Source organism: Enterococcus sp. AZ179 (assembly GCF_050498885.1).
Taxonomy (GTDB): domain Bacteria; phylum Bacillota; class Bacilli; order Lactobacillales; family Enterococcaceae; genus Enterococcus_D; species Enterococcus_D entomosocium.
In genome coordinates this window covers 66,823-85,592 of the sequence record NZ_JBMHEO010000002.1, presented here as the reverse complement: position 1 = coordinate 85,592, position 18,770 = coordinate 66,823, and the positions used below count along the sequence as shown (strand labels likewise).

Sequence of the window (18,770 nt, the reverse complement as noted above, 5' to 3'; positions counted from 1 at the left end):
GAAGAAAACAGAAAAACAAAATGGTTGTTCCAACAAAAAAAAGAAACGACCGCTAAAAGGCCGTTTCTTCAGTATCCAGCTTAAATAGTATCTCCATTGAAAATCGAATTTTTCACGATTACGTAATCCACTTTACGAATCGATTCTAAATCTTTTCCACCTGCATAAGAGATCGATGACTGCAAGTCTTGCTGCATTTCAACTAATGTATCTTTTAAAGAACCTTTGTATTGAATCCAAATTTTCTTTCCTTCTACGTTTTTCTTTTCACCTTTTTGAAATTCTGATGCAGAACCAAAGTATTCTTTCATTACAACGCCATTTTCTACCTTGGTTTCCCCTGGTGATTCTTCATGACCTGCAAACAATGAACCGATCATGACCATGGTTGCACCAAAGCGGACAGATTTAGCGATATCGCCGTGTGTCCGAATGCCACCATCTGCAATGATTGGTTTGCGAGCAGCTTTGGCACACCAGCGTAATGCTGCCAATTGCCATCCGCCAGTCCCGAAACCAGTTTTGATTTTTGTGATACAAACTTTCCCTGGTCCAATACCGACTTTTGTTGCATCTGCGCCAGCGTTTTCCAATTCACGAACTGCTTCTGGCGTTCCAACATTTCCAGCGATCACAAACGTTGCTGGTAAATGCTTCTTGATGTGTTGAATCATATTGATCACGGCGTTTGAGTGACCATGGGCAATATCGATCGTGATAAAATCAGGAACAAGCTCTTTCTCAGCTAGTTCTTCTACAAAGGCATATTCATTTTCTTTGACACCCACGCTGATAGAAGCAATCAAGCCGCGGCTTTTCATTTTTTTGATGAATGGAATCCGTGCTTCTTCATCAAAGCGGTGCATAATATAAAAATAGCCATTTTCAGCTAAAAATTCTGCGATTGAATCATCAATAATTGTTTGCATATTTGCAGGAACAACAGGCATTTTAAACGAGTGTCCGCCTAATGTCACCGTGGTATCACATTCTGAACGGCTGTTCACGATACACTTGTTAGGAATCAGTTGTATATCTTCGTAATCAAAAACTTTCATGTCAAACATAAAAATATCCTCCAAATCTTACTAAGAGTGAAGCAAGCATCAAATGGCATCAGCCTATTTTTAACGCCCACAACAATTTAAACCACCTGGAAATGAAATACAAGCTTTTTAGAAATACTTTTTGAAAAAAAAGGATGAATGTTCGTCTTTCGCGAACATTCATCCTTATAACAACTGAATAAAACGGAATTTACGTATAAATTAAGGCAAGATGTTCCCTGCTGCTTTATACACTTCATACCATTCATGGCGGGTCAATACGATCGAAGATGCTTGCGCGATTTCTTCGATCCGATGTGGGGTCATCGTTCCAGCAATCACTTGCATGTTTGCAGGGTGACGTAAGATCCACGCAGAAGCAATACCTGTCGGTGTCGTTTGATACTTGTCCGCTAGTTCGGTCAATTTTTCGTTCAACTCTGGGAATTTCTCGTTACCGATAAAGACCCCTTCAAAGAAACCATATTGATACGGAGACCAAGCTTGGATCGTCATCTCATGCAAGCGAGAATATTCAAGAATTTCTCCATCATGATCGACACTACCAGCATCCGTCATGTTGACATGAATTCCTTGATCGATCATTCCTGTATGCATGATCCCGAATTGCAGTTGATTCGCTACTAAAGGTTGGGAAACATATTTTTTCAATAGCTCGATTTGACCAGGTTTTTGATTGCTGACACCGAAGTATTTCACTTTACCGTCTTTTTCTAATTGGTCAAAGGCTGCTGCCACTTCTTCTGGTTCAAACAAAGTGTCAGGGCGATGCAATAATAACGCATCTAAATGATCAGTTTTCAATCGTTGCAAACTACCTTCCACAGAAGAGATAATATGCTCTTTCGAAAAATCAAACATTTCACCTGGAACGATGCCGCATTTTGATTGAATAAACAAATCTTCTCTTTTAGCTGCCGTTTTTGCTAACGCTTCTGCAAAAATCGTTTCACATTCACCGCGACCATAAATATCCGCATGGTCAAAGAAGGTAATGTCATTTTCAATCGCAGTCGTCAAGACCTTCACAGGATCTTTGGCATTGTTGATTCGCATCAATCCTAAAATCACGCTGGATACTTCTAAATCAGTGGGACCGAATTTAATTTTTTTCACGTAAAGTTCCTCCTTATTTAAACTACATTCCTATTTTATCACAACAAGATGAAAACGCTATACCAACGTCAAAAAAAACCTCCCATAAAACGAAAACCACCAGCACAACCGATTGGTTCTAATGGCAGCCCTCCTTTTTTCAGTTTGTGTTATGCACAGAAATGTTCTTTACTTCATCGCCTTTGATGAGTTGCTATATTGCAAGGCTTTATCGCCGATATCGTTTCGGTAATATAAGCCAGATAAAGACAACCTGCTGATTGCTTCATAGACCTTCTTTTGTGCAGCAGCTAAATTCTCTGCTGATGCTTCCACAAGAAAAACGCGCCCACCAGCTGCCGTCAAACCACCTTGGTCGGCAGCTTCATCCACTCCTGCATAAAAGAATTGCGTTCCTTCTCCTTCAGGGCTTGGGACAGGCATTCCTTGCTGATACTTGCCTGGATATCCTTGAGAGGCAATCACGACACCGATCGAAGCCGATTGATTCCATTGGATCGTAGGTACTTGGTCCTGCAAGAGATCATCAATGATCTGGGCTAGACTGCTTTCTAAACGACTTAACACGACTTGTGTTTCTGGATCGCCGAAACGCGCATTGAATTCGATGACTTTCGGTCCATCATTGGTAGCAATCAGACCTGCATAAAGAATCCCCGTAAACGGTGTATTGTTGCGAATCATCCCTTTTGCTGCAGGAAGTAAAACTTCTGCTACCGCTTGATCGACCATTTCTTGCGGAATCTGCGGTACCGGCGTATAAGCCCCCATACCTCCTGTATTCGGACCTAAATCGCCATCGAAGGCACGTTTATGGTCTTGGGCAATGACCATTGGATAGACGGCTTCGCCCTTCACAAATGCCAATAGCGAAAACTCTTCTCCAGCCAAAAACTCTTCGATCACCACTTTTGCACCACTTTCACCGAAAGCATTTTGCTCCAGCATCGCTTCGACTGCTGCGTTTGCTTCTTCAATGGTTTCCGCGACAACCACGCCTTTGCCCGCCGCTAAACCATCTGCTTTGATGACGATTGGCGCACCTTTACGTTGGATATAGGCTTTTGCCTGGGCACTATCTGTAAAGCTTTGATAGTCTGCTGTTGGAATGTGATTGGTTCGCATCAATTCTTTGGCAAACTCTTTTGATCCTTCAATCATCGCTGCTTGGCGATTGGGGCCAAAAATTTCCAAGCCCGCCCCCTGAAAATCATCTACGATGCCATTTAGCAACGGAACTTCCGGACCAACGAAGGTCCAATCAACCTCCTGCTCTTGAGCAAAAGCAATTAGACTTTCATGATCGGACTCTTCAATTGCGACTGTCTTGATCCCGTCTTTTCGCATACCGGGATTGCCCTTCGCACAAAAGACTGTTTCCACTTGAGGATCCTGCAGAAACTTTTTTGCGACGGCATGCTCTCTACCGCCACTACCAATAACAAGTATTTTCATCGTCTTCTCCTATTTCTTAGTGTTTAAAATGACGAACACCAGTAAAGACCATCGCCACACCGTATTTATCTGCCATGTCGATCGACTCTTGATCTTTGATACTGCCACCAGGTTGAATAATCGCTTTGATTCCTTGTTGCGCTGCATATTCAACACTGTCATCCATTGGGAAAAAGGCGTCGCTTGCCAGCACTGAACCAGCCAGTTTATTGTTTTCACGGGCTTGTTCGACGGCGATTTTCACCGAACCCACGCGGTTCATTTGACCAGCGCCGATCCCGACCGTTTGCTGTTGATTGGCTAAAACGATGGCATTAGATTTCACGTGTTTCACCGCTTTCCAAGCAAAAGCCAAAGCTGCGATTTCTTCTGTTGTTGGCTTTCTCTTTGTCACCACGGTCCAATCTTCTGGTGTTTCCATTTGATCATCTGGTTCTTGCACCAATAAGCCCCCAAGGACAGAGACAACTTCTGGCTGTTTGGCTGCTTTTTCGAAATCAACAACCAGCAGGCGCAGATTTTTTTTCTTCGTTAAGATTTCTAGTGCTTCTTCTTCAAATGCAGGTGCAATGATGATCTCAAGAAAAATCCGCTGCAGTTGCTCCGCAGTTGCCACATCAACTGGACGATTCAAAACAATGATCCCGCCAAAAATCGACACTGGGTCTGCTTCGTAAGCTTCTTGGAAAGCTTCAGCAATCGTTTCTCCACTTCCGATTCCACAGGGATTCATGTGCTTGAGGGCTACTGCAGTTGGCTCTGTAAATTCTTCTGCGATCCGCAAGGCAGCGTCAGCATCTTTAATGTTGTTGTAAGACAATTCTTTGCCGTGGATTTGTTTTGCGCTGGCAATCGAATAGGGCACGGGTAAGGCATCTTGATAGAAGGAAGCTTTCTGATGACTATTTTCACCATAACGCAATGTTTGTTTCAAAACATAGGTTTTCGTCAAGGTCTCTGTTTCTGTTTCAGCCACCGCTTTGGTCAAGTATTCACCAATCAAGGCATCGTAAGCGGCGGTATGGCGGAAGACTTTGGCAGCTAATTTCTTTCTTGATGCCAACGTCGTATTGCCTTCCTTCAGCTCAGCTAAAACCCAGTCGTAATCGTTGGGATCAACGACAACAGTTACTGAGGCATGATTTTTCGCCGCAGAACGTAGCATGCTTGGTCCGCCGATGTCGATATTTTCGATTGCGTCGGCTTCTGTGACGTCAAGCTTACTGATGGTTTCTTTAAATGGATAAAGATTGACGACAACAAGGTCGATCGGTAAAATGCCATGCTCAGCCATTGCCTCCATATGAGAAGGCAGATCACGCCGTCCTAACAGACCACCATGCACCCGTGGATGTAGCGTCTTGACCCTACCATCCATCATTTCAGGAAATTCTGTGACCGCTTCGATGCCGATCGGTTGAAGCCCCGCTTGTTCCAAGGCCGTTTTTGTCCCGCCAGTTGAGATAATCTCAAATCCTAAATTGGTCAATTCTTGGACAAATGGTACGAGTCCTTCTTTGTCAGACACACTGATTAATGCACGTTTATTCACGATTCGATAGCCCCTTTTCCACGATTTCAGCTAAAACAGCTGGATAGATTTGATGTTCTACTTGATGAATTTTTTCTGTCACATTTGCTAATGTATCGTCGGTGTCGATCCGAACGATTTCTTGGGCAATGATTGGCCCTGTGTCAATGCCGGCATCGACATAATGAACCGTCACTCCCGTCACTTTCACGCCGTAAGCGAAGGCATCGGCGATCCCAGATTTACCTGGGAAACTCGGCAACAAGGAGGGATGGATATTGATGACTCTGCCTTCATAAGCGGATAATAGAGTGTTGCCGATGATTCGCATATACCCTGCTAAAACAATAAAATCGATGGCATGATCCTGCAATTCTTCGATCAATTTATTTTCAAAGGCTGCTTTTGATGCAAATGCCGCTGGCTCTATGACAAGCGTTTCATAGTCTCTCGCGCGGGCTTTTTCTATTACTGGCGCTGTAGGTTTATCGGAAAAGACCAACCCGATCTGCGCTCCTTTGATTTTATTTGCTTGGATCGCATCGGCGATTGCTGTAAAATTGCTGCCCGTTCCAGAAGCAAAGACGGCGATCCTCATCGGACTGCCTCTTTGAAGCAAACGGCTTCGTTGTTACGTTTGGTCACTTTACCGATCCGGTATGCTTGTTCTTCATTGGCGGATAGAAGTGCCATCACAGCCGCAACATTTTCTGGCGCAACGGCTAAGACCATACCGATACCCATATTGAAAATCTCGAACATTTCTTGATGAGGAATCGCGCCATGAGTAGCGATCATATCAAATATTGGCAACTGCCGCCAAGTGTCTAAGGCGATTTCTGCCGCAAGTCCTTCAGGCAGCATCCGTGGGATATTTTCAACAAAGCCGCCACCAGTGATATGAGAAATTCCAGCTAACAATCCTTCTGTCAATAAAGGTTTCAGTGCATCAACGTAAATTCTCGTTGGCGTCAATAAACTTTCTGCAAGCGTTTGGTTACCAAGTTCCGCAAACGTTTCTGCTCCTGTATAGCCATGCTGTTCAAAAAAGATTTTTCTGACTAAAGAGTACCCATTGGAGTGAATGCCTGAAGAAGGCAAACCAATCAGCTCATCGCCTTCTTTAATGGTTTCTCCAGTGATCAAGCGACTTTTTTCGACGATCCCTACGGCGAAACCAGCAAGATCATATTCTTCTGGCTGATACATCCCCGGCATCTCAGCGGTTTCCCCACCAATCAGGGCAGCCCCCGCTTGCACACAGCCCTCTGCGACACCAGCAATGATTTGTTCGATCTTTGCCGGATCGTTTTTACCAACTGCAACATAGTCAAGGAAGTAGATAGGTTCTGCCCCTTGAGCGACGATATCATTCACGCACATCGCGACGCAATCAATGCCGATCGTTGCGTGCTGTTCTTGTTGGATCGCCAACAAAAGCTTGGTTCCTACACCATCAGTCCCAGAAACAAGTACCGGTTCTTTTAATTGGTACGATGATAAGTCAAAACAGCCACCAAAGCCCCCGATTGCCCCCATCACGCCTAGCCGTTCTGTTCGTTTCACATGCTTTTTGATCCGTTCGACTACTTCATAACCGGCTTCGACATCGACACCGGCTTTTGCATATGCATTTGCCACGTTCGTTCCTCCTCAATCATTCATCCGCTTTTCTTCATTCAGCTCATTCGTCGTTAACGCAAGTAAACCAGCGGTCCTTCACTGCTTCGTTTGAAAAGCCATTTTTGCCTACAATTTATTCAGCTAAAGACGCGAGATAGTTTTCTTCATAATCATACAAAGGGGTTGGATAATCGCCATTGAAATAGGCCATACACAATCCTGAGTAAGGTGCGTCGAAATCTAAACCGATCGCTTCGATCAACCCGTCTTCACTTAAAAAGGCCAAAGAATCTGCTTCGATTTTTTCACAAATCTCAGCTTCCGTATATTTGGCTGCGATCAATTCTTTTCTTGTTTGAATGTCGATCCCGTAAAAACATGGATAGCGCAAAGGCGGCGAACCGATACGCACATGAACTTCTTTGGCACCTGCCTCTTTTAGCAGTTGCACGATACGGCGGCTGGTGGTTCCTCGGACGATCGAATCGTCGACTAGAATCACTCGTTTGCCTTCGACTACGCCACGAACAGCTGAGAGCTTCATTCGCACGCCTTGCTCTCTTAACTCCTGTGTCGGTTGAATAAACGTTCGTGCAATGTATTGATTTTTTACTAAGCCCAATTCATAAGGAATACCTGAAGCTTCTGCGTACCCGCTGGCAGCAGATAAGGATGAATTCGGTACACCAATGACCATATCCGCTTCGATCGGCGCCTCTTTTGCCAAGCGACGGCCCATATTTTTACGGGCACGATGAACATTGACGCCAGCGATGTTGGAATCAGGACGGGCAAAATAAATAAACTCCATCGAACAAATCGCCGGTTGTACTTCTTGGGTATACTGCTCGATTTGAATGCCTGCATCATCAATGATCACGACTTCGCCCGGTCGGACATCACGAATAAATTCCGCACCGATGACTTCCAACGCACAGGTTTCTGAAGCCACCACATAAGCACCATTGACCATTTTCCCGATTGACAATGGCCGAAAGCCATTGGGATCTAGTGCTGCGATCATGGCATTTTCCGTCAGTAAAAGGTACGCAAATCCACCTTTAACTTGATTTAACGCCTCCTTGACCCGATCCATAAAAAGCGGTTCTTCGCTGCGACGGATCAAGTGCATGAGAATCTCTGTATCGGAATTCGAGTGGAAAATCGCACCAGCCTCTTCTAAGGATTTCCGTAGACTTTTCGCATTCGTCAAGTTGCCATTATGAGCTAAGCCAATCTGCTGATCAAAAAATTTGAATAAAAATGGTTGAATATTATCAACGCTACCATTACCAGCAGTTGCGTAACGAACGTGACCAATGGCAGCATCTCCTGTCAGACGCTGGAGGACACGTTCATCCGAAAACACTTCCGCTAGCAACCCTAAATCACGGTGACCATTGAGTTTTCCCGCATCATTCGTGACGATCCCAGCACCTTCTTGGCCGCGATGTTGCAAACTGTGTAGTCCGAAGTAGGTGACACGAGCGGCATCTGGATGACCCCAAACACCAAAAACCCCACATTCCTCGTTGAGGCTCTTTACTTCATTAAACATGGAATGGCTTCCTCCCATTTCAATTTCGCCTCAGTAAGGGGCATCTCGATCGTATCATCTTGTGCTTGCATGCGAATCTGGCCATCAGCAGTCACTTCCCCGATCGCTATTGCAGCAGCACCTACCAGTGCTTCAAAAGCTGCTTGCTTATCAGGTGCGACTGAAAGCACAAAACGGGATTGGGTTTCTGAAAACAATTGTGCTGCTGGCAATGACACGGTCACATTTAGACCAAAGCCCTTGTCAAAAGCGGATTCGGCTAAAGCGATCGCTAAACCACCTTCGGCACAGTCGTGGGCACTTTGAACAAGACCTGCTTGGATCGCTGCGGTAACCAAATGTTGGTTCGTTTTTTCTGTTTCAAGATCAAAGGACATTAAACGCCCAGCGATCTTTCCTGTCTGCAGTTTTTGCAATTCAGACCCATTGAAATCAGCATGGGTTTCCCCTAGGACATAGATCACATCCCCTGCTGCTTGGAAATGCTGCGTCGTGATATGCGCCAGCTCTTCGATCAATCCGACCATCCCAATTACAGGCGTTGGATAGACCGATTGTCCGTCCGTTTCGTTGTATAAGGAGACGTTCCCAGAGATTACTGGTGTCTCTAGTACACGACAAGCTTCTGAGATCCCGTCAGCAGCCGTAGATAACTCCCAGAATCCTTCTGGTTTATCTGGCGAGCCGAAGTTAAGGCAGTCAGTGATCGCCAATGGACGCCCACCGGAAGCGACGATATTTCGAGCAGCTTCTGCAACTGCGATCTGTCCGCCGACTTCAGGATCTAAGTAAAGGTAACGAGCATTACAGTCAGTCGTCATCGCCAAGGCTTTATTGGTTCCCTTGATTCGTAAAACGGCCGCATCACTGCCGGGTCCTACCACGGTATTGGTACGAACTTGCGAATCGTAGGTTTCAAAAATCGAGCGTTTCGAAGCGATCGTCGGCTGCTGCAGCAGATCCGCAAATACAGACGTTGCTGAATGAATCACTGGAACAAAGTCCGGTGTTTCCTTAAACACTTTGATCCGTGCTGGTTCTGCCATCTCTTTGTAGTAAGTCGGTGCATCTTCAGCTAAAGCATCCACTGGTAAATTAGCGACTTCCTGTCCATGATGGAACAAACGATAGTTGCCATCATCCGTCACTTCACCGATCACGACTGCTTCTAGATCGTATTTCTTAAAGAGGGCTTCCACTTCAGCTTCATGCCCTTTTTTGACACAGATCAGCATCCGCTCTTGGGATTCTGACAACATCATTTCATAAGGCGTCATATTGGTTTCTCGTTGTGGAACATCATCTAACGTTAAACGCAACCCTGATCCGGCTTTTGATGCCATCTCGGCACTAGAAGAAACCAATCCAGCAGCACCCATATCTTGAATTCCGACTAAAATGTCCGAATGATCCACGATCAATTCCAAACAAGCTTCCAACAAAAGTTTTTCCATAAAAGGATCACCGACTTGTACGGCGGAACGTTGTTGTTCTTCTCCTTCGACAAATTCTTCCGATGCAAAAGTCGCCCCGTGTATCCCGTCGCGTCCTGTTTTTGCGCCGACATACATGATGGTGTTTCCAACACCTTTGGCTTGCCCTTTTTGAATATCCTTGTGAGCAATGATCCCTACACACATGGCATTGACTAATGGATTGCCTTCATAACAAGGATCAAATGCCACTTCACCACCGACGGTCGGAATCCCAATACAGTTGCCATAGCCACTGATCCCAGCAACGACTTCTTCCAAAAGATATTTCGTTCTTGGATTATCTAACTCACCAAATCGTAAGGAGTCTAAAACAGCAATCGGTCTTGCTCCCATACTGAAGATGTCGCGGATGATTCCACCAACACCAGTTGCTGCTCCTTCATAAGGTTCCACCGCAGAAGGATGATTATGGCTTTCCGCTTTAAATACGACAGCTAGATCATCGCCGATATCCACGATACCCGCACCTTCTCCCGGACCTTGCAGTACTTGCGGCCCATCTGTCGGGAATTTCCGCAAAACAGGTTTGGAATTTTTGTAAGAACAATGTTCACTCCACATCACTGAAAAGAGTCCAGTTTCGGTATAGTTTGGTAAACGTCCCAAAATATCTTCTGAGATCATCCGATATTCTTCTTGGGTCAATCCCCATTGCTCGTATAATTTCGTGTCTTTGATTTCTTGTGGTGTAGGTTCTTTTACGATCATTTTATCCATTTACCGGCACCTTCCCAAAATTTTTCAATAATGAAGCAAAAAACTTCTTGCCATCTTCTGAGCCTAATAAACTTTCCATCGCTCGTTCTGGATGAGGCATCATGCCTAGGACATTGCCTGCTTTGTTGCAGATACCAGCGATATTGTGTAGACTGCCGTTGACGTTATCTTCATAACGGAAAACGATTTGATTGTTGGCAACCAATTCCTGATAAGTCGTTTCATCACAATAATAATTGCCCTCACCATGAGCGACAGGAAGCGTAATGACTTGATCCGTTTCATATTCAGAAGTAAAAGCTGTTCGATTATTCACTTGCAGACGGACCGGCTTGCAAATAAAATGCAATGATTCATTTCTTTGTAAAACCCCTGGTAACAAGCCCGCTTCCGTTAAAATTTGAAACCCATTGCAGGTACCAAAGACAGGTTTGCCTTCATTTGCCAAACGAATGACCTCTGACATGATCGTAGAAAAACGGGCAATCGCTCCGCATCTTAAGTAATCACCATAAGAAAATCCTCCTGGAAGCAAAACACCGTCAAAACCGGCTAAGCTTTCTGCATCATGGCGCACATATTCTGCTTCTGCCCCCATGATATCTTTGATTGCCCACATCAAATCAACATCACAATTTGATCCAGGAAAGACGATCACTGCAAATTTCATAGGGCTGCTTCCTCCATTTGAACTATTTCATAACGGTAGGTTTCCATATTGACGTTTGCTAAAAGTTTGTCACAGATCGCTTCAATCTCCTCTGCTACTGCTGCTTGTGTTTGATTGTTGGAAGGTGTCACTTTGATTTCAAAGTATTTCCCGATGCGAATATCACTGACATCTTGATATCCTAAGCGATGAACAGCTCCTTTGACGGCTTCTCCTTGAGGGTCCAAAACAGATTCCTTATAAGTGACGTAAACTTTGACTAAATACATGTTGAATTCTCCTTTTCTAAACGATTTAAAACTTCTTCATAAACAGGAACGATGTCCCCTAAATCACGACGATAGACATCTTTATCAAGATGTTCATTTGTACCCATATCCCATAAGCGGCAAGTATCTGGTGAGATCTCATCAGCCAGGAGCAACTCGCCCTTCTTGGTTTTGCCGATCTCGATTTTAAAATCGATCAGTTGAATCTGGATACTTGCAAAGATTTCCAGTAACGCAGCGTTGACTTGTAGTGCCAGTTTTTTGATTAGGTCCAGTTCCTCTTTTGTGGCAAGACCCAAATAGAACACATGATCGTCATTGATAAACGGATCATCTAAGCGATCCTCTTTGTAGTAAAACTCCACGATCGGCTTTGGCAGTTTGGTTCCTTCTTCGATGCCCAAGCGCTTTGAAAAACTACCAGCAGCCGTATTGCGAACAACGACTTCTAAAGGAATCATGGTGACAGCTCGAATTAATTGTTCGTGTTTAGACACTAATTGAAGAAAGTGACTTGGGACATTTTTATCAGCTAAACGCTGAAAAAGATGCGCAGTGATCTGATTGTTTAGGGCACCCTTCCCTGCGACTGCATCTTTCTTTAAACCGTTCAGCGCAGTTGCTTGGTCCAGATAAAGGACTCTCAACACATCTTCTTCGTTGGTTTTAAACAATTTCTTGGCTTTTCCTTCATAAAGAAGCACTTCTGATTCCATATTCCACCTCAGTTAAGTATTATTTTTCACATAGCGATGACACACATCTTTATTTGTTTATTATTCTAACAACGCTGAAAAAGCGGGTCAACGATTATCTGTACATTTACACATTAATAAACACGAATGTTCGCCTTTTATCCCGTCAAGCAAGTTTACCTCTCCCGTTTGACTGGCGAAGGGTTTTATAAAGCGTTTACAACATTCTATTTTCATGCTATATTTAGGTCGTATTGTAGCTACATTCAAGGAGGAGTACTATATGTGGTCGCTAAAGAATCGTGCTGAACTTTTTTTAGCTCATTTATCAGACAAAGAAAAACAACAGCTCCATAACGAATTATTGGCCGTGCAGCAAATCCTTTCCATCAACCAACAAACAAGTTTCTATGTATTCAGTCCCTTCAAAAAAGGGGCACGTCCTCACTATGCGGAAGAACAAAAAAGAGTCTTACAATTTCAAAATGGCCGCAATGACGAATTGATCATTCACCAGATTCATCGTCAAAGCTTATTTAAACATACGTATTCTTTCCGTATTTATTTTAACTTAGAAGAAATGGATTTTTCTTTCTTGGATGATCTTCTGCATCTTTTGAAGGAACAAAGCCTTGCCCCTACCTTTAACTTAAGTCCCGCTGCGAATTAGCTAGTGATCACTAAATAAAAAAAAGATAAAAAAAACAAAAGCCCGAAATTTTACGGGCTTTTTTTGTTATACTGTTTTCAGACAAAAGAAAGGACACGATTATGCTATTTACAAAACAGTCATTTGATGTTTTTGCTTTAGAAACATTAGAAGAAAGAATGGAAAAAATCCGTTCAGAGATCCAGCCAATTTTCCAAACCATCGGCGAGGCAGCGATCCCATTATTTGAAGAAAGCTGTCACGAACCTTTTTATTTGCATATTGCTCAGCATCGGCGTAGAACCGTCTACCCTCCTGCCGAAACGTGGGCGGGGATCGGCCCTAACAAGCGTGGTTATAAAATGGATGCCCACTTTCAAATTGGGATCAATCAAGCGTATGTCTTTGTTTGGCTCAGTGTGATCGATCAACCGAAAAATCAAGCAACGATCGCGGAATCTTGGCTGGCTCAAAAAGAATTATTTGATCAATTGCCAGCAGACTTTACGCTATCTCCTGATCATACCAAGTATGACCACTCTCCAATCGCTAAATGGCCAACCTACTTAGAACGATTACAGAAAGTCAAAAAAAGTGAACTTCAGATTGGCAAGATTTTTCCGAAAAAAATGATCGAAGACGTTGAGATGGCGGATATTTTAGCAGTTTATCAAACGCTGTTGCCGCTTTATCACGCCCGTTTGTCGGCACTAAAGGAGGAACAATAATATGTCAGAAAATCGGCGCTCTCGCAACGAAAAACCAGCGAAAAAACCTAAGCGTTTCGTCTGGCTGGCACTCCCTGCCGCCTTATTAGTACTTGGTGGCGGTTATTATGGCTATACAGTCTATCAAAATCGGCAAGAAGAAGCAGCAGCAAAAAAAGTCCTCAATTCCTTTATCGATGCTATATCTGATCAGAAGTACAGCGATTTATCTGCTTTACTGACCGAAGAAAGTTTGGAATCAAACGGCTTTACCGCAGACGAAGTCTCAGCAAAATACGAAGCGATTTTCACTGGTATCGGTGCCGAATCATTTAAAGCTTCAGGAATTGAGGTAACGCCCGATGATAAGGATTCCGATCAATTCAATTTCCAATACAACGGTTCCTTAACCACCTCGTTAGGTGAATTAACAGAGCTGTCTTATAGTGGCACGATTACTCTGACTGATGACCAAGCCAAGATCGATTGGTCGCCTCAATTGATTTTTCCGGGAATGGAAGGACAAGACAAAATCAGTATCTCGGTAGATAATGCCACACGCGGAGAAATCCTCGACCGAAATAATGAACCGCTAGCAGAAAATGGCACGCTCTATCAACTAGGCGTCATTCCGGGGCAGCTGGGTACGGGAGACGAAAAAACCGCCAATATCAAAGCAATCGCGGAACGTTTTGACCTAACAGAAGATGCGATCGATCAAGCATTGGCGCAATCGTGGGTCCAAGATGAGTTGTTCGTTCCCTTAAAGATTATCGAACCAACCGATGAAATGCCAACTGGAACAAGTTTAAAAGAAACGACGGGACGGACTTATCCTCTTGGAGAAGCCGCTGCCCAGTTGATTGGTTATCTAGGGAACGTGACTGCAGAAGATATCGAAAAGGATGAAACGCTAGCAAGCAACGGACAAATTGGTCGTAGTGGTCTGGAAGCTGCCTTTGACAAAGAGTTGCGGGGCGAAAATGGCGGAAAAATCGCCATCACAGATGAAGACGGTGCTGAAAAATCGGTTCTTTTAGAAAAAGAACGGGCAGATGGTAAAGATATCCAACTGACCATTGACGCACAAGCCCAAAAGACAGCTTTTGACGCCTTACAAAATCAGGCGGGGTCCACGGTCGTCACAGAACCAAAAACCGGTGATCTGCTGGTATTAGCCAGCTCACCGAGTTATGATCCCAATAAAATGACCCAAGGGATCTCCCAAGAAGACTACGATGCGTATGAACAAAACGAAGACTTGCCTTTCATCAGCCGCTTTGCTACGGCCTATGCACCAGGTTCGACCTTTAAGACCATCACGGCAGCGATTGGCTTAGAAAATGGTACGATCGACCCTACCCAAAGTATTGCGATCGATGGATTGAAGTGGCAAAAAGACAGCTCGTGGGGGGACTACTTTGTCACCAGAGTCAGCGACGTAGCTTCTATCAATCTAAAAGATGCACTGGTTTACTCTGATAACATCTATATGGCACAACAAACCTTAGCTATGGGTGAAGATGCTTTTCGTAACGGTTTGTCGAAATTGATTTTTGGCGAAACGTTGGATTTACCGATTGCGATGAATCCTGCTCAAATTTCCAATGAAGACTCCTTCAACTCAGAGATTTTACTGGCAGATACCGGCTATGGGCAGGGAGAACTGTTACTGAATCCCATTCAACAAGCTGCTGCTTACTCGGTCTTTACCAATCAAGGAAAACTGGTTTATCCCCGTTTAGTGAAAGAGGCAGAGCAAAAAGACAAAGAAGTCTTTAAACCAGAGACGATTGAGCAAATCAATCAAGATTTGACAGCTGTTGTCTCAGATGCCAACGGAACGGCACACTCTTTGGCAGCGCTGAACATTCCGCTAGCTGCCAAAACAGGAACTGCTGAAATCAAAGAAAAGCAAGATGAAAAAGGCCAAGAAAACAGCTTCTTATTCGCCTTCGATTCGCAAGATCAAGGATTTCTGATGGTTTCCATGTTAGAAGATCGCCAGGAAAACCAATCAGCAACTGGTTTAGCACCTGATCTATTGACCTACTTAGCTGAAAATTATTAAAAAAGCCGCAACCTTAAGACGGAGGTCTCAAGGTTGCAGCTTTTTTTATTCGGCTAAACCGACACGTTCAAAGATCGTGTCAACTTGTTTTAAATGATGGTTGTAATCAAACGCATCATCCAAATCAGCTTTGGTCAAAACATCCGTGATTGCTGGATCAGCTTCTAACAATGGGCGGAAATCCGTTTGTTCATCCCAAGCTTGCGCTGTTTTCGGCTGAACCAAGTCATAGGCTTGCTCTCTGGTCATCCCGTGATCGATCAATTTCAACATCACCCGTTGGCTGTAGATCAATCCAAAGGTCGCATTCATATTGCGCTTCATATTCTCTGGGAAAACGGTCAGATTTTTGACGATATTGCCAAAGCGATTCAGCATGTAATCGATCAAAATCGTCGTATCCGGAATAATGATCCGTTCTGCCGATGAATGTGAGATATCCCGTTCATGCCAAAGGGAGACATTTTCATAAGCCGTCACCATATGACCGCGAACGACTCTTGCAAGTCCGGCCATATTTTCAGAACCGATTGGGTTACGCTTATGGGGCATGGCAGAAGAACCTTTTTGTCCTTTGGCGAAGAATTCTTCAACTTCCCGCGTTTCTGATTTTTGTAGTCCACGGATCTCAGTGGCGAATTTCTCAATGCTCGTTGCGATCAACGCCATTGCTGAGAAATATTCTGCATGTAGGTCACGAGGCAATACTTGCGTGGAAATATCTTGCGCACGAATCCCTAGTTTTTCACAGACATACTCTTCGACAAATGGAGGGATATTTGCAAAGGTTCCAACAGCACCACTGATCTTTCCAGCTTCGACCCCTTTTGCTGCCCGCTCAAAACGTTCAACATTGCGTTTCATTTCTGAATACCACAAGGCTAATTTCAAGCCAAAGGTCGTTGGTTCCGCATGAACACCATGGGTACGTCCCATCATCACGGTATGCTTGTATTCTTTGGCTTTTTCGCCAATGATCGTCACGAAACGGTTCAAATCTTCACGAATCAAATCGTTGGCCTGTTTCATCAAGTAGCCATACGCCGTATCAACAACATCCGTTGACGTCAAGCCGTAGTGGACCCATTTACTTTCATCACCCAAAGATTCAGAGACTGCTCGGGTAAAAGCAACCACATCATGTCGCGTTTGCGCTTCGATCTCTAAGATACGGTCGATATCAAAGGATGCTTTTTCACGAATCAATGCAACATCCTCTTTCGGTATCTCTCCTAATTCCGCCCAAGCTTCGTCAGCTAAAATCTCGACTTCTAGCCACGCTTGGTAGCGATTTTGATCGGTCCAAATAGCACCCATTTCTGGTCTTGTATAACGCTCTAACATGTTTTTATCTCCTTTAATCCCAAATATTGGTTTGATAGATTTCTTCAGTGGTTTCTGCAATGTCTTCCGTCAAAATAGTGATATGTCCCATTTTGCGACCGGTTTTTGCTTCTTCTTTGCCATAGTAATGAAATTGCCAAGCAGGTTTTGTGGCAATCAGATCATAGGTTTCTGTCAATTCATCTCCTAAGACATTGACCATGACTGCTGGTGAAAGCAAAGAAACTTCCGGCAACGGCCAGCCACAGATGCCGCGGATATGAGCGTCAAACTGACTCATGGAGCAAGCTTCGATCGAATAGTGACCCGAATTATGCGGACGTGGCGCCAATTCATTGACATACAAGCCGCCGCTTTTGGTCAGGAACATTTCGATGGCTAAAACGCCTTGCAGATCCAAAGCTTTTGCAATAATGTGAGCGATCCGTTTGGCTTCTTCGGCAACTTCTGGATCAATGCGCGCAGGAGCGATCGTTTGATGCAAAATATTGTTACGGTGGATATTTTCTACCACTGGGAAAGTGGTAAAGGTTTCTCCATTGCCGGCAACTAAAATCGATAATTCTTTTTCAAAAGGAATCCATGCTTCTAATTCGCAAGTTCCTTCGCGAAGTAAATTCATGGAAGGCGCCAAATCAGCCGTACTGTAAAGCACGTGCTGTCCTTTTCCGTCATAGCCGCCTCTGGTGGTTTTTAATACACAAGGGTAACCAATGCTATCGATGGCATCTTGGATGTCTGTCGGGCTGATGATCGTGGCATAAGGTGCAATCACGATATTGTTTGCCTCTAAAAATGACTTCTCTAACAAACGATCTTGAGTGATTGCTAACAGATCGGTGCCTTGAGGGATATGTGAGTAAGGCAAAATAGAGTTCAATGCTTCAACACTGACATTTTCAAATTCATAGGTGATTACATCGGCACGTCGAGCCATTTCTTCTAAAGCAAACACATCATCATAGGCAGCAACAATATGCCAATCAGCGACTTGGGCTGTTGGACAATTGGCAGTAGGGTCTAAAACGCCAACCCGAAAGCCCATTTCTTTGGCACTCATTGCCATCATACGACCTAGCTGTCCTCCGCCAACGATTCCGATCGTTGCGTTGGGCATTAAAGGTTTAATCAAGTTGATCACTACTTTCCAATACGATTTCTTTTAATGTATTTCTTCGTGCGTCTAATTTCTCCGCTATCTCTAAATCATACATGGAAAGCATCTGGGCTGCAAGTAGTCCTGCGTTAGTTGCGCCAGCTTTTCCTATCGCCGTTGTTGCTACTGGTACACCACCCGGCATTTGCACGATCGATAAAAGGGAATCCAAACCGTTTAATGCGCGTGATTGGACGGGAACACCAATGACCGGCAATGTTGTTTTAGCTGCCACCATTCCCGGCAAATGGGCAGCGCCACCCGCTCCTGCAACAATGACTTTAATCCCTTTTTCTCGGGCTGTTTCTGCAAATTCGAACATCAAATCTGGTGTACGATGTGCCGAAACGACTTTTTTCTGATAAGGTATCGCTAACTCATCTAAAATCAAGCAGCACTCCTTCATTGTTTCCCAATCTGATTGACTTCCCATAATCACTGCAACTGCTGGTTTCATTTGATTTTCCCTCCAACGATTTTTTTCTAGTTTCTTCTGAAACAAGCTCAGAAGTATTTTCTCACGAAATTAGTTTGTTAGCAGCAGTTTGTCACTGCGACCCAACGCCCCTTGCATAACACGTTATGACTAACAATCACTTTCACCTTTAAATAGTAACGAGTTGCCGGAGCAATGTCAAAATATTTT

17 protein-coding genes are annotated in these 18,770 nt (G+C 44.2%); 3 read left to right on the top strand and 14 right to left on the bottom strand.

The features are described from left to right. Window positions 1–80: 80 nt before the first annotated feature. From guaC to purC, 11 genes are all read right to left on the bottom strand, one after another. Entirely contained in the window at window positions 81–1,058 is a 978-nt protein-coding gene (gene guaC, locus IGI88_RS17165; protein WP_081487946.1) for a GMP reductase, read from the bottom strand. A 210-nt stretch (window positions 1,059–1,268) separates the two neighbouring features. Next, on the bottom strand, window positions 1,269–2,183 hold the full coding sequence (locus IGI88_RS17160; RefSeq protein ID WP_086317297.1) for an aldo/keto reductase: 915 nt from the start codon (window positions 2,181–2,183) through the stop codon (window positions 1,269–1,271). 168 nt (window positions 2,184–2,351) lie between these two features. Beyond that, complete coding sequence (gene purD, locus IGI88_RS17155) at window positions 2,352–3,638, bottom strand: phosphoribosylamine--glycine ligase (RefSeq protein ID WP_429960047.1); 1,287 nt, start codon at window positions 3,636–3,638, stop codon at window positions 2,352–2,354. Between the two features lie 16 nt (window positions 3,639–3,654). Then, on the bottom strand, window positions 3,655–5,190 hold the full coding sequence (gene purH, locus IGI88_RS17150) for a bifunctional phosphoribosylaminoimidazolecarboxamide formyltransferase/IMP cyclohydrolase (protein WP_429960048.1): 1,536 nt from the start codon (window positions 5,188–5,190) through the stop codon (window positions 3,655–3,657). Beyond that, window positions 5,183–5,767, bottom strand: coding sequence for a phosphoribosylglycinamide formyltransferase (gene purN, locus IGI88_RS17145; protein ID WP_086317291.1), 585 nt, complete (start codon window positions 5,765–5,767; stop codon window positions 5,183–5,185). Before purN ends, purH begins: the two co-directional genes overlap by 8 nt. Beyond that, complete coding sequence (gene purM / locus IGI88_RS17140) at window positions 5,764–6,810, bottom strand: phosphoribosylformylglycinamidine cyclo-ligase (RefSeq protein ID WP_429960049.1); 1,047 nt, start codon at window positions 6,808–6,810, stop codon at window positions 5,764–5,766. The genes purN and purM overlap by 4 nt, the downstream gene beginning before the upstream one ends. 115 nt (window positions 6,811–6,925) lie before the next feature. Next, window positions 6,926–8,350: an amidophosphoribosyltransferase gene (purF, locus tag IGI88_RS17135; RefSeq protein WP_016613330.1), complete on the bottom strand. Its 1,425-nt coding sequence runs from the start codon at window positions 8,348–8,350 to the stop codon at window positions 6,926–6,928. Then, window positions 8,335–10,563: a phosphoribosylformylglycinamidine synthase subunit PurL gene (purL, locus tag IGI88_RS17130; protein WP_016613329.1), complete on the bottom strand. Its 2,229-nt coding sequence runs from the start codon at window positions 10,561–10,563 to the stop codon at window positions 8,335–8,337. The genes purF and purL overlap by 16 nt, the downstream gene beginning before the upstream one ends. Beyond that, window positions 10,556–11,233 (bottom strand): phosphoribosylformylglycinamidine synthase subunit PurQ, encoded by a 678-nt coding sequence (gene purQ, locus IGI88_RS17125; RefSeq protein ID WP_016613328.1) that lies wholly within the window; start codon window positions 11,231–11,233, stop codon window positions 10,556–10,558. The genes purL and purQ overlap by 8 nt, the downstream gene beginning before the upstream one ends. Next, window positions 11,230–11,502 (bottom strand): phosphoribosylformylglycinamidine synthase subunit PurS, encoded by a 273-nt coding sequence (gene purS, locus IGI88_RS17120; RefSeq protein ID WP_005230018.1) that lies wholly within the window; start codon window positions 11,500–11,502, stop codon window positions 11,230–11,232. The genes purQ and purS overlap by 4 nt, the downstream gene beginning before the upstream one ends. Further along, window positions 11,493–12,218, bottom strand: coding sequence for a phosphoribosylaminoimidazolesuccinocarboxamide synthase (purC, locus tag IGI88_RS17115; protein WP_005236408.1), 726 nt, complete (start codon window positions 12,216–12,218; stop codon window positions 11,493–11,495). Before purC ends, purS begins: the two co-directional genes overlap by 10 nt. A 214-nt stretch (window positions 12,219–12,432) precedes the next feature. Here purC and IGI88_RS17110 point away from each other — a divergent pair, with 214 nt between their 5' ends. The 3 genes from IGI88_RS17110 (at window position 12,433) to IGI88_RS17100 (ending at window position 15,624) form a co-directional block, all read left to right on the top strand. Continuing rightward, complete coding sequence (locus IGI88_RS17110; protein WP_081118538.1) at window positions 12,433–12,867, top strand: hypothetical protein; 435 nt, start codon at window positions 12,433–12,435, stop codon at window positions 12,865–12,867. A gap of 101 nt (window positions 12,868–12,968) precedes the next feature. After that, window positions 12,969–13,574, top strand: a complete 606-nt coding sequence (locus tag IGI88_RS17105; RefSeq protein WP_086317284.1) for a DUF1054 domain-containing protein — start codon at window positions 12,969–12,971, stop codon at window positions 13,572–13,574. Window position 13,575: 1 nt separating this feature from the next. Next, window positions 13,576–15,624 carry a penicillin-binding transpeptidase domain-containing protein gene (locus IGI88_RS17100; RefSeq protein ID WP_429960050.1) on the top strand — a complete coding sequence of 683 codons (2,049 nt, stop codon included), beginning with the start codon at window positions 13,576–13,578 and terminating at the stop codon, window positions 15,622–15,624. Between the two features lie 45 nt (window positions 15,625–15,669). On the opposite strand, the gene purB is transcribed toward IGI88_RS17100, so the two are convergent. From purB to purE, 3 genes are read right to left on the bottom strand one after another with little or no spacing between them, the layout of a single operon-like run. Then, window positions 15,670–16,968 (bottom strand): adenylosuccinate lyase, encoded by a 1,299-nt coding sequence (gene purB, locus IGI88_RS17095; protein ID WP_008381467.1) that lies wholly within the window; start codon window positions 16,966–16,968, stop codon window positions 15,670–15,672. 13 nt (window positions 16,969–16,981) lie between these two features. Beyond that, window positions 16,982–18,109, bottom strand: a complete 1,128-nt coding sequence (gene purK / locus IGI88_RS17090; protein ID WP_244733536.1) for a 5-(carboxyamino)imidazole ribonucleotide synthase — start codon at window positions 18,107–18,109, stop codon at window positions 16,982–16,984. Next, the gene (gene purE, locus IGI88_RS17085) at window positions 18,093–18,581 is read right to left on the bottom strand and encodes a 5-(carboxyamino)imidazole ribonucleotide mutase (protein ID WP_005236418.1); all 489 of its coding nucleotides are present in this window, start codon (window positions 18,579–18,581) and stop codon (window positions 18,093–18,095) included. The genes purK and purE overlap by 17 nt, the downstream gene beginning before the upstream one ends. Window positions 18,582–18,770 lie beyond the last annotated feature (189 nt).

What these genes read in the sequence shown, in the direction of transcription:
- purD (WP_429960047.1), bottom strand. Translation starts at nt 3,638, where the DNA reads ATGAAAATACTTGTTATTGGTAGTGGCGGTAGAGAGCATGCCGTCGCA.
- IGI88_RS17100 (WP_429960050.1), top strand. Translation starts at nt 13,576, where the DNA reads ATGTCAGAAAATCGGCGCTCTCGCAACGAAAAACCAGCGAAAAAACCT.
- IGI88_RS17110 (WP_081118538.1), top strand. Translation starts at nt 12,433, where the DNA reads ATGCTATATTTAGGTCGTATTGTAGCTACATTCAAGGAGGAGTACTAT.
- purE (WP_005236418.1), bottom strand. Translation starts at nt 18,581, where the DNA reads ATGAAACCAGCAGTTGCAGTGATTATGGGAAGTCAATCAGATTGGGAA.
- purB (WP_008381467.1), bottom strand. Translation starts at nt 16,968, where the DNA reads ATGTTAGAGCGTTATACAAGACCAGAAATGGGTGCTATTTGGACCGAT.
- purF (WP_016613330.1), bottom strand. Translation starts at nt 8,350, where the DNA reads ATGTTTAATGAAGTAAAGAGCCTCAACGAGGAATGTGGGGTTTTTGGT.
- purC (WP_005236408.1), bottom strand. Translation starts at nt 12,218, where the DNA reads ATGGAATCAGAAGTGCTTCTTTATGAAGGAAAAGCCAAGAAATTGTTT.
- purQ (WP_016613328.1), bottom strand. Translation starts at nt 11,233, where the DNA reads ATGAAATTTGCAGTGATCGTCTTTCCTGGATCAAATTGTGATGTTGAT.
- purN (WP_086317291.1), bottom strand. Translation starts at nt 5,767, where the DNA reads ATGAGGATCGCCGTCTTTGCTTCTGGAACGGGCAGCAATTTTACAGCA.
- IGI88_RS17105 (WP_086317284.1), top strand. Translation starts at nt 12,969, where the DNA reads ATGCTATTTACAAAACAGTCATTTGATGTTTTTGCTTTAGAAACATTA.
- purS (WP_005230018.1), bottom strand. Translation starts at nt 11,502, where the DNA reads ATGTATTTAGTCAAAGTTTACGTCACTTATAAGGAATCTGTTTTGGAC.
- guaC (WP_081487946.1), bottom strand. Translation starts at nt 1,058, where the DNA reads ATGAAAGTTTTTGATTACGAAGATATACAACTGATTCCTAACAAGTGT.
- purL (WP_016613329.1), bottom strand. Translation starts at nt 10,563, where the DNA reads ATGGATAAAATGATCGTAAAAGAACCTACACCACAAGAAATCAAAGAC.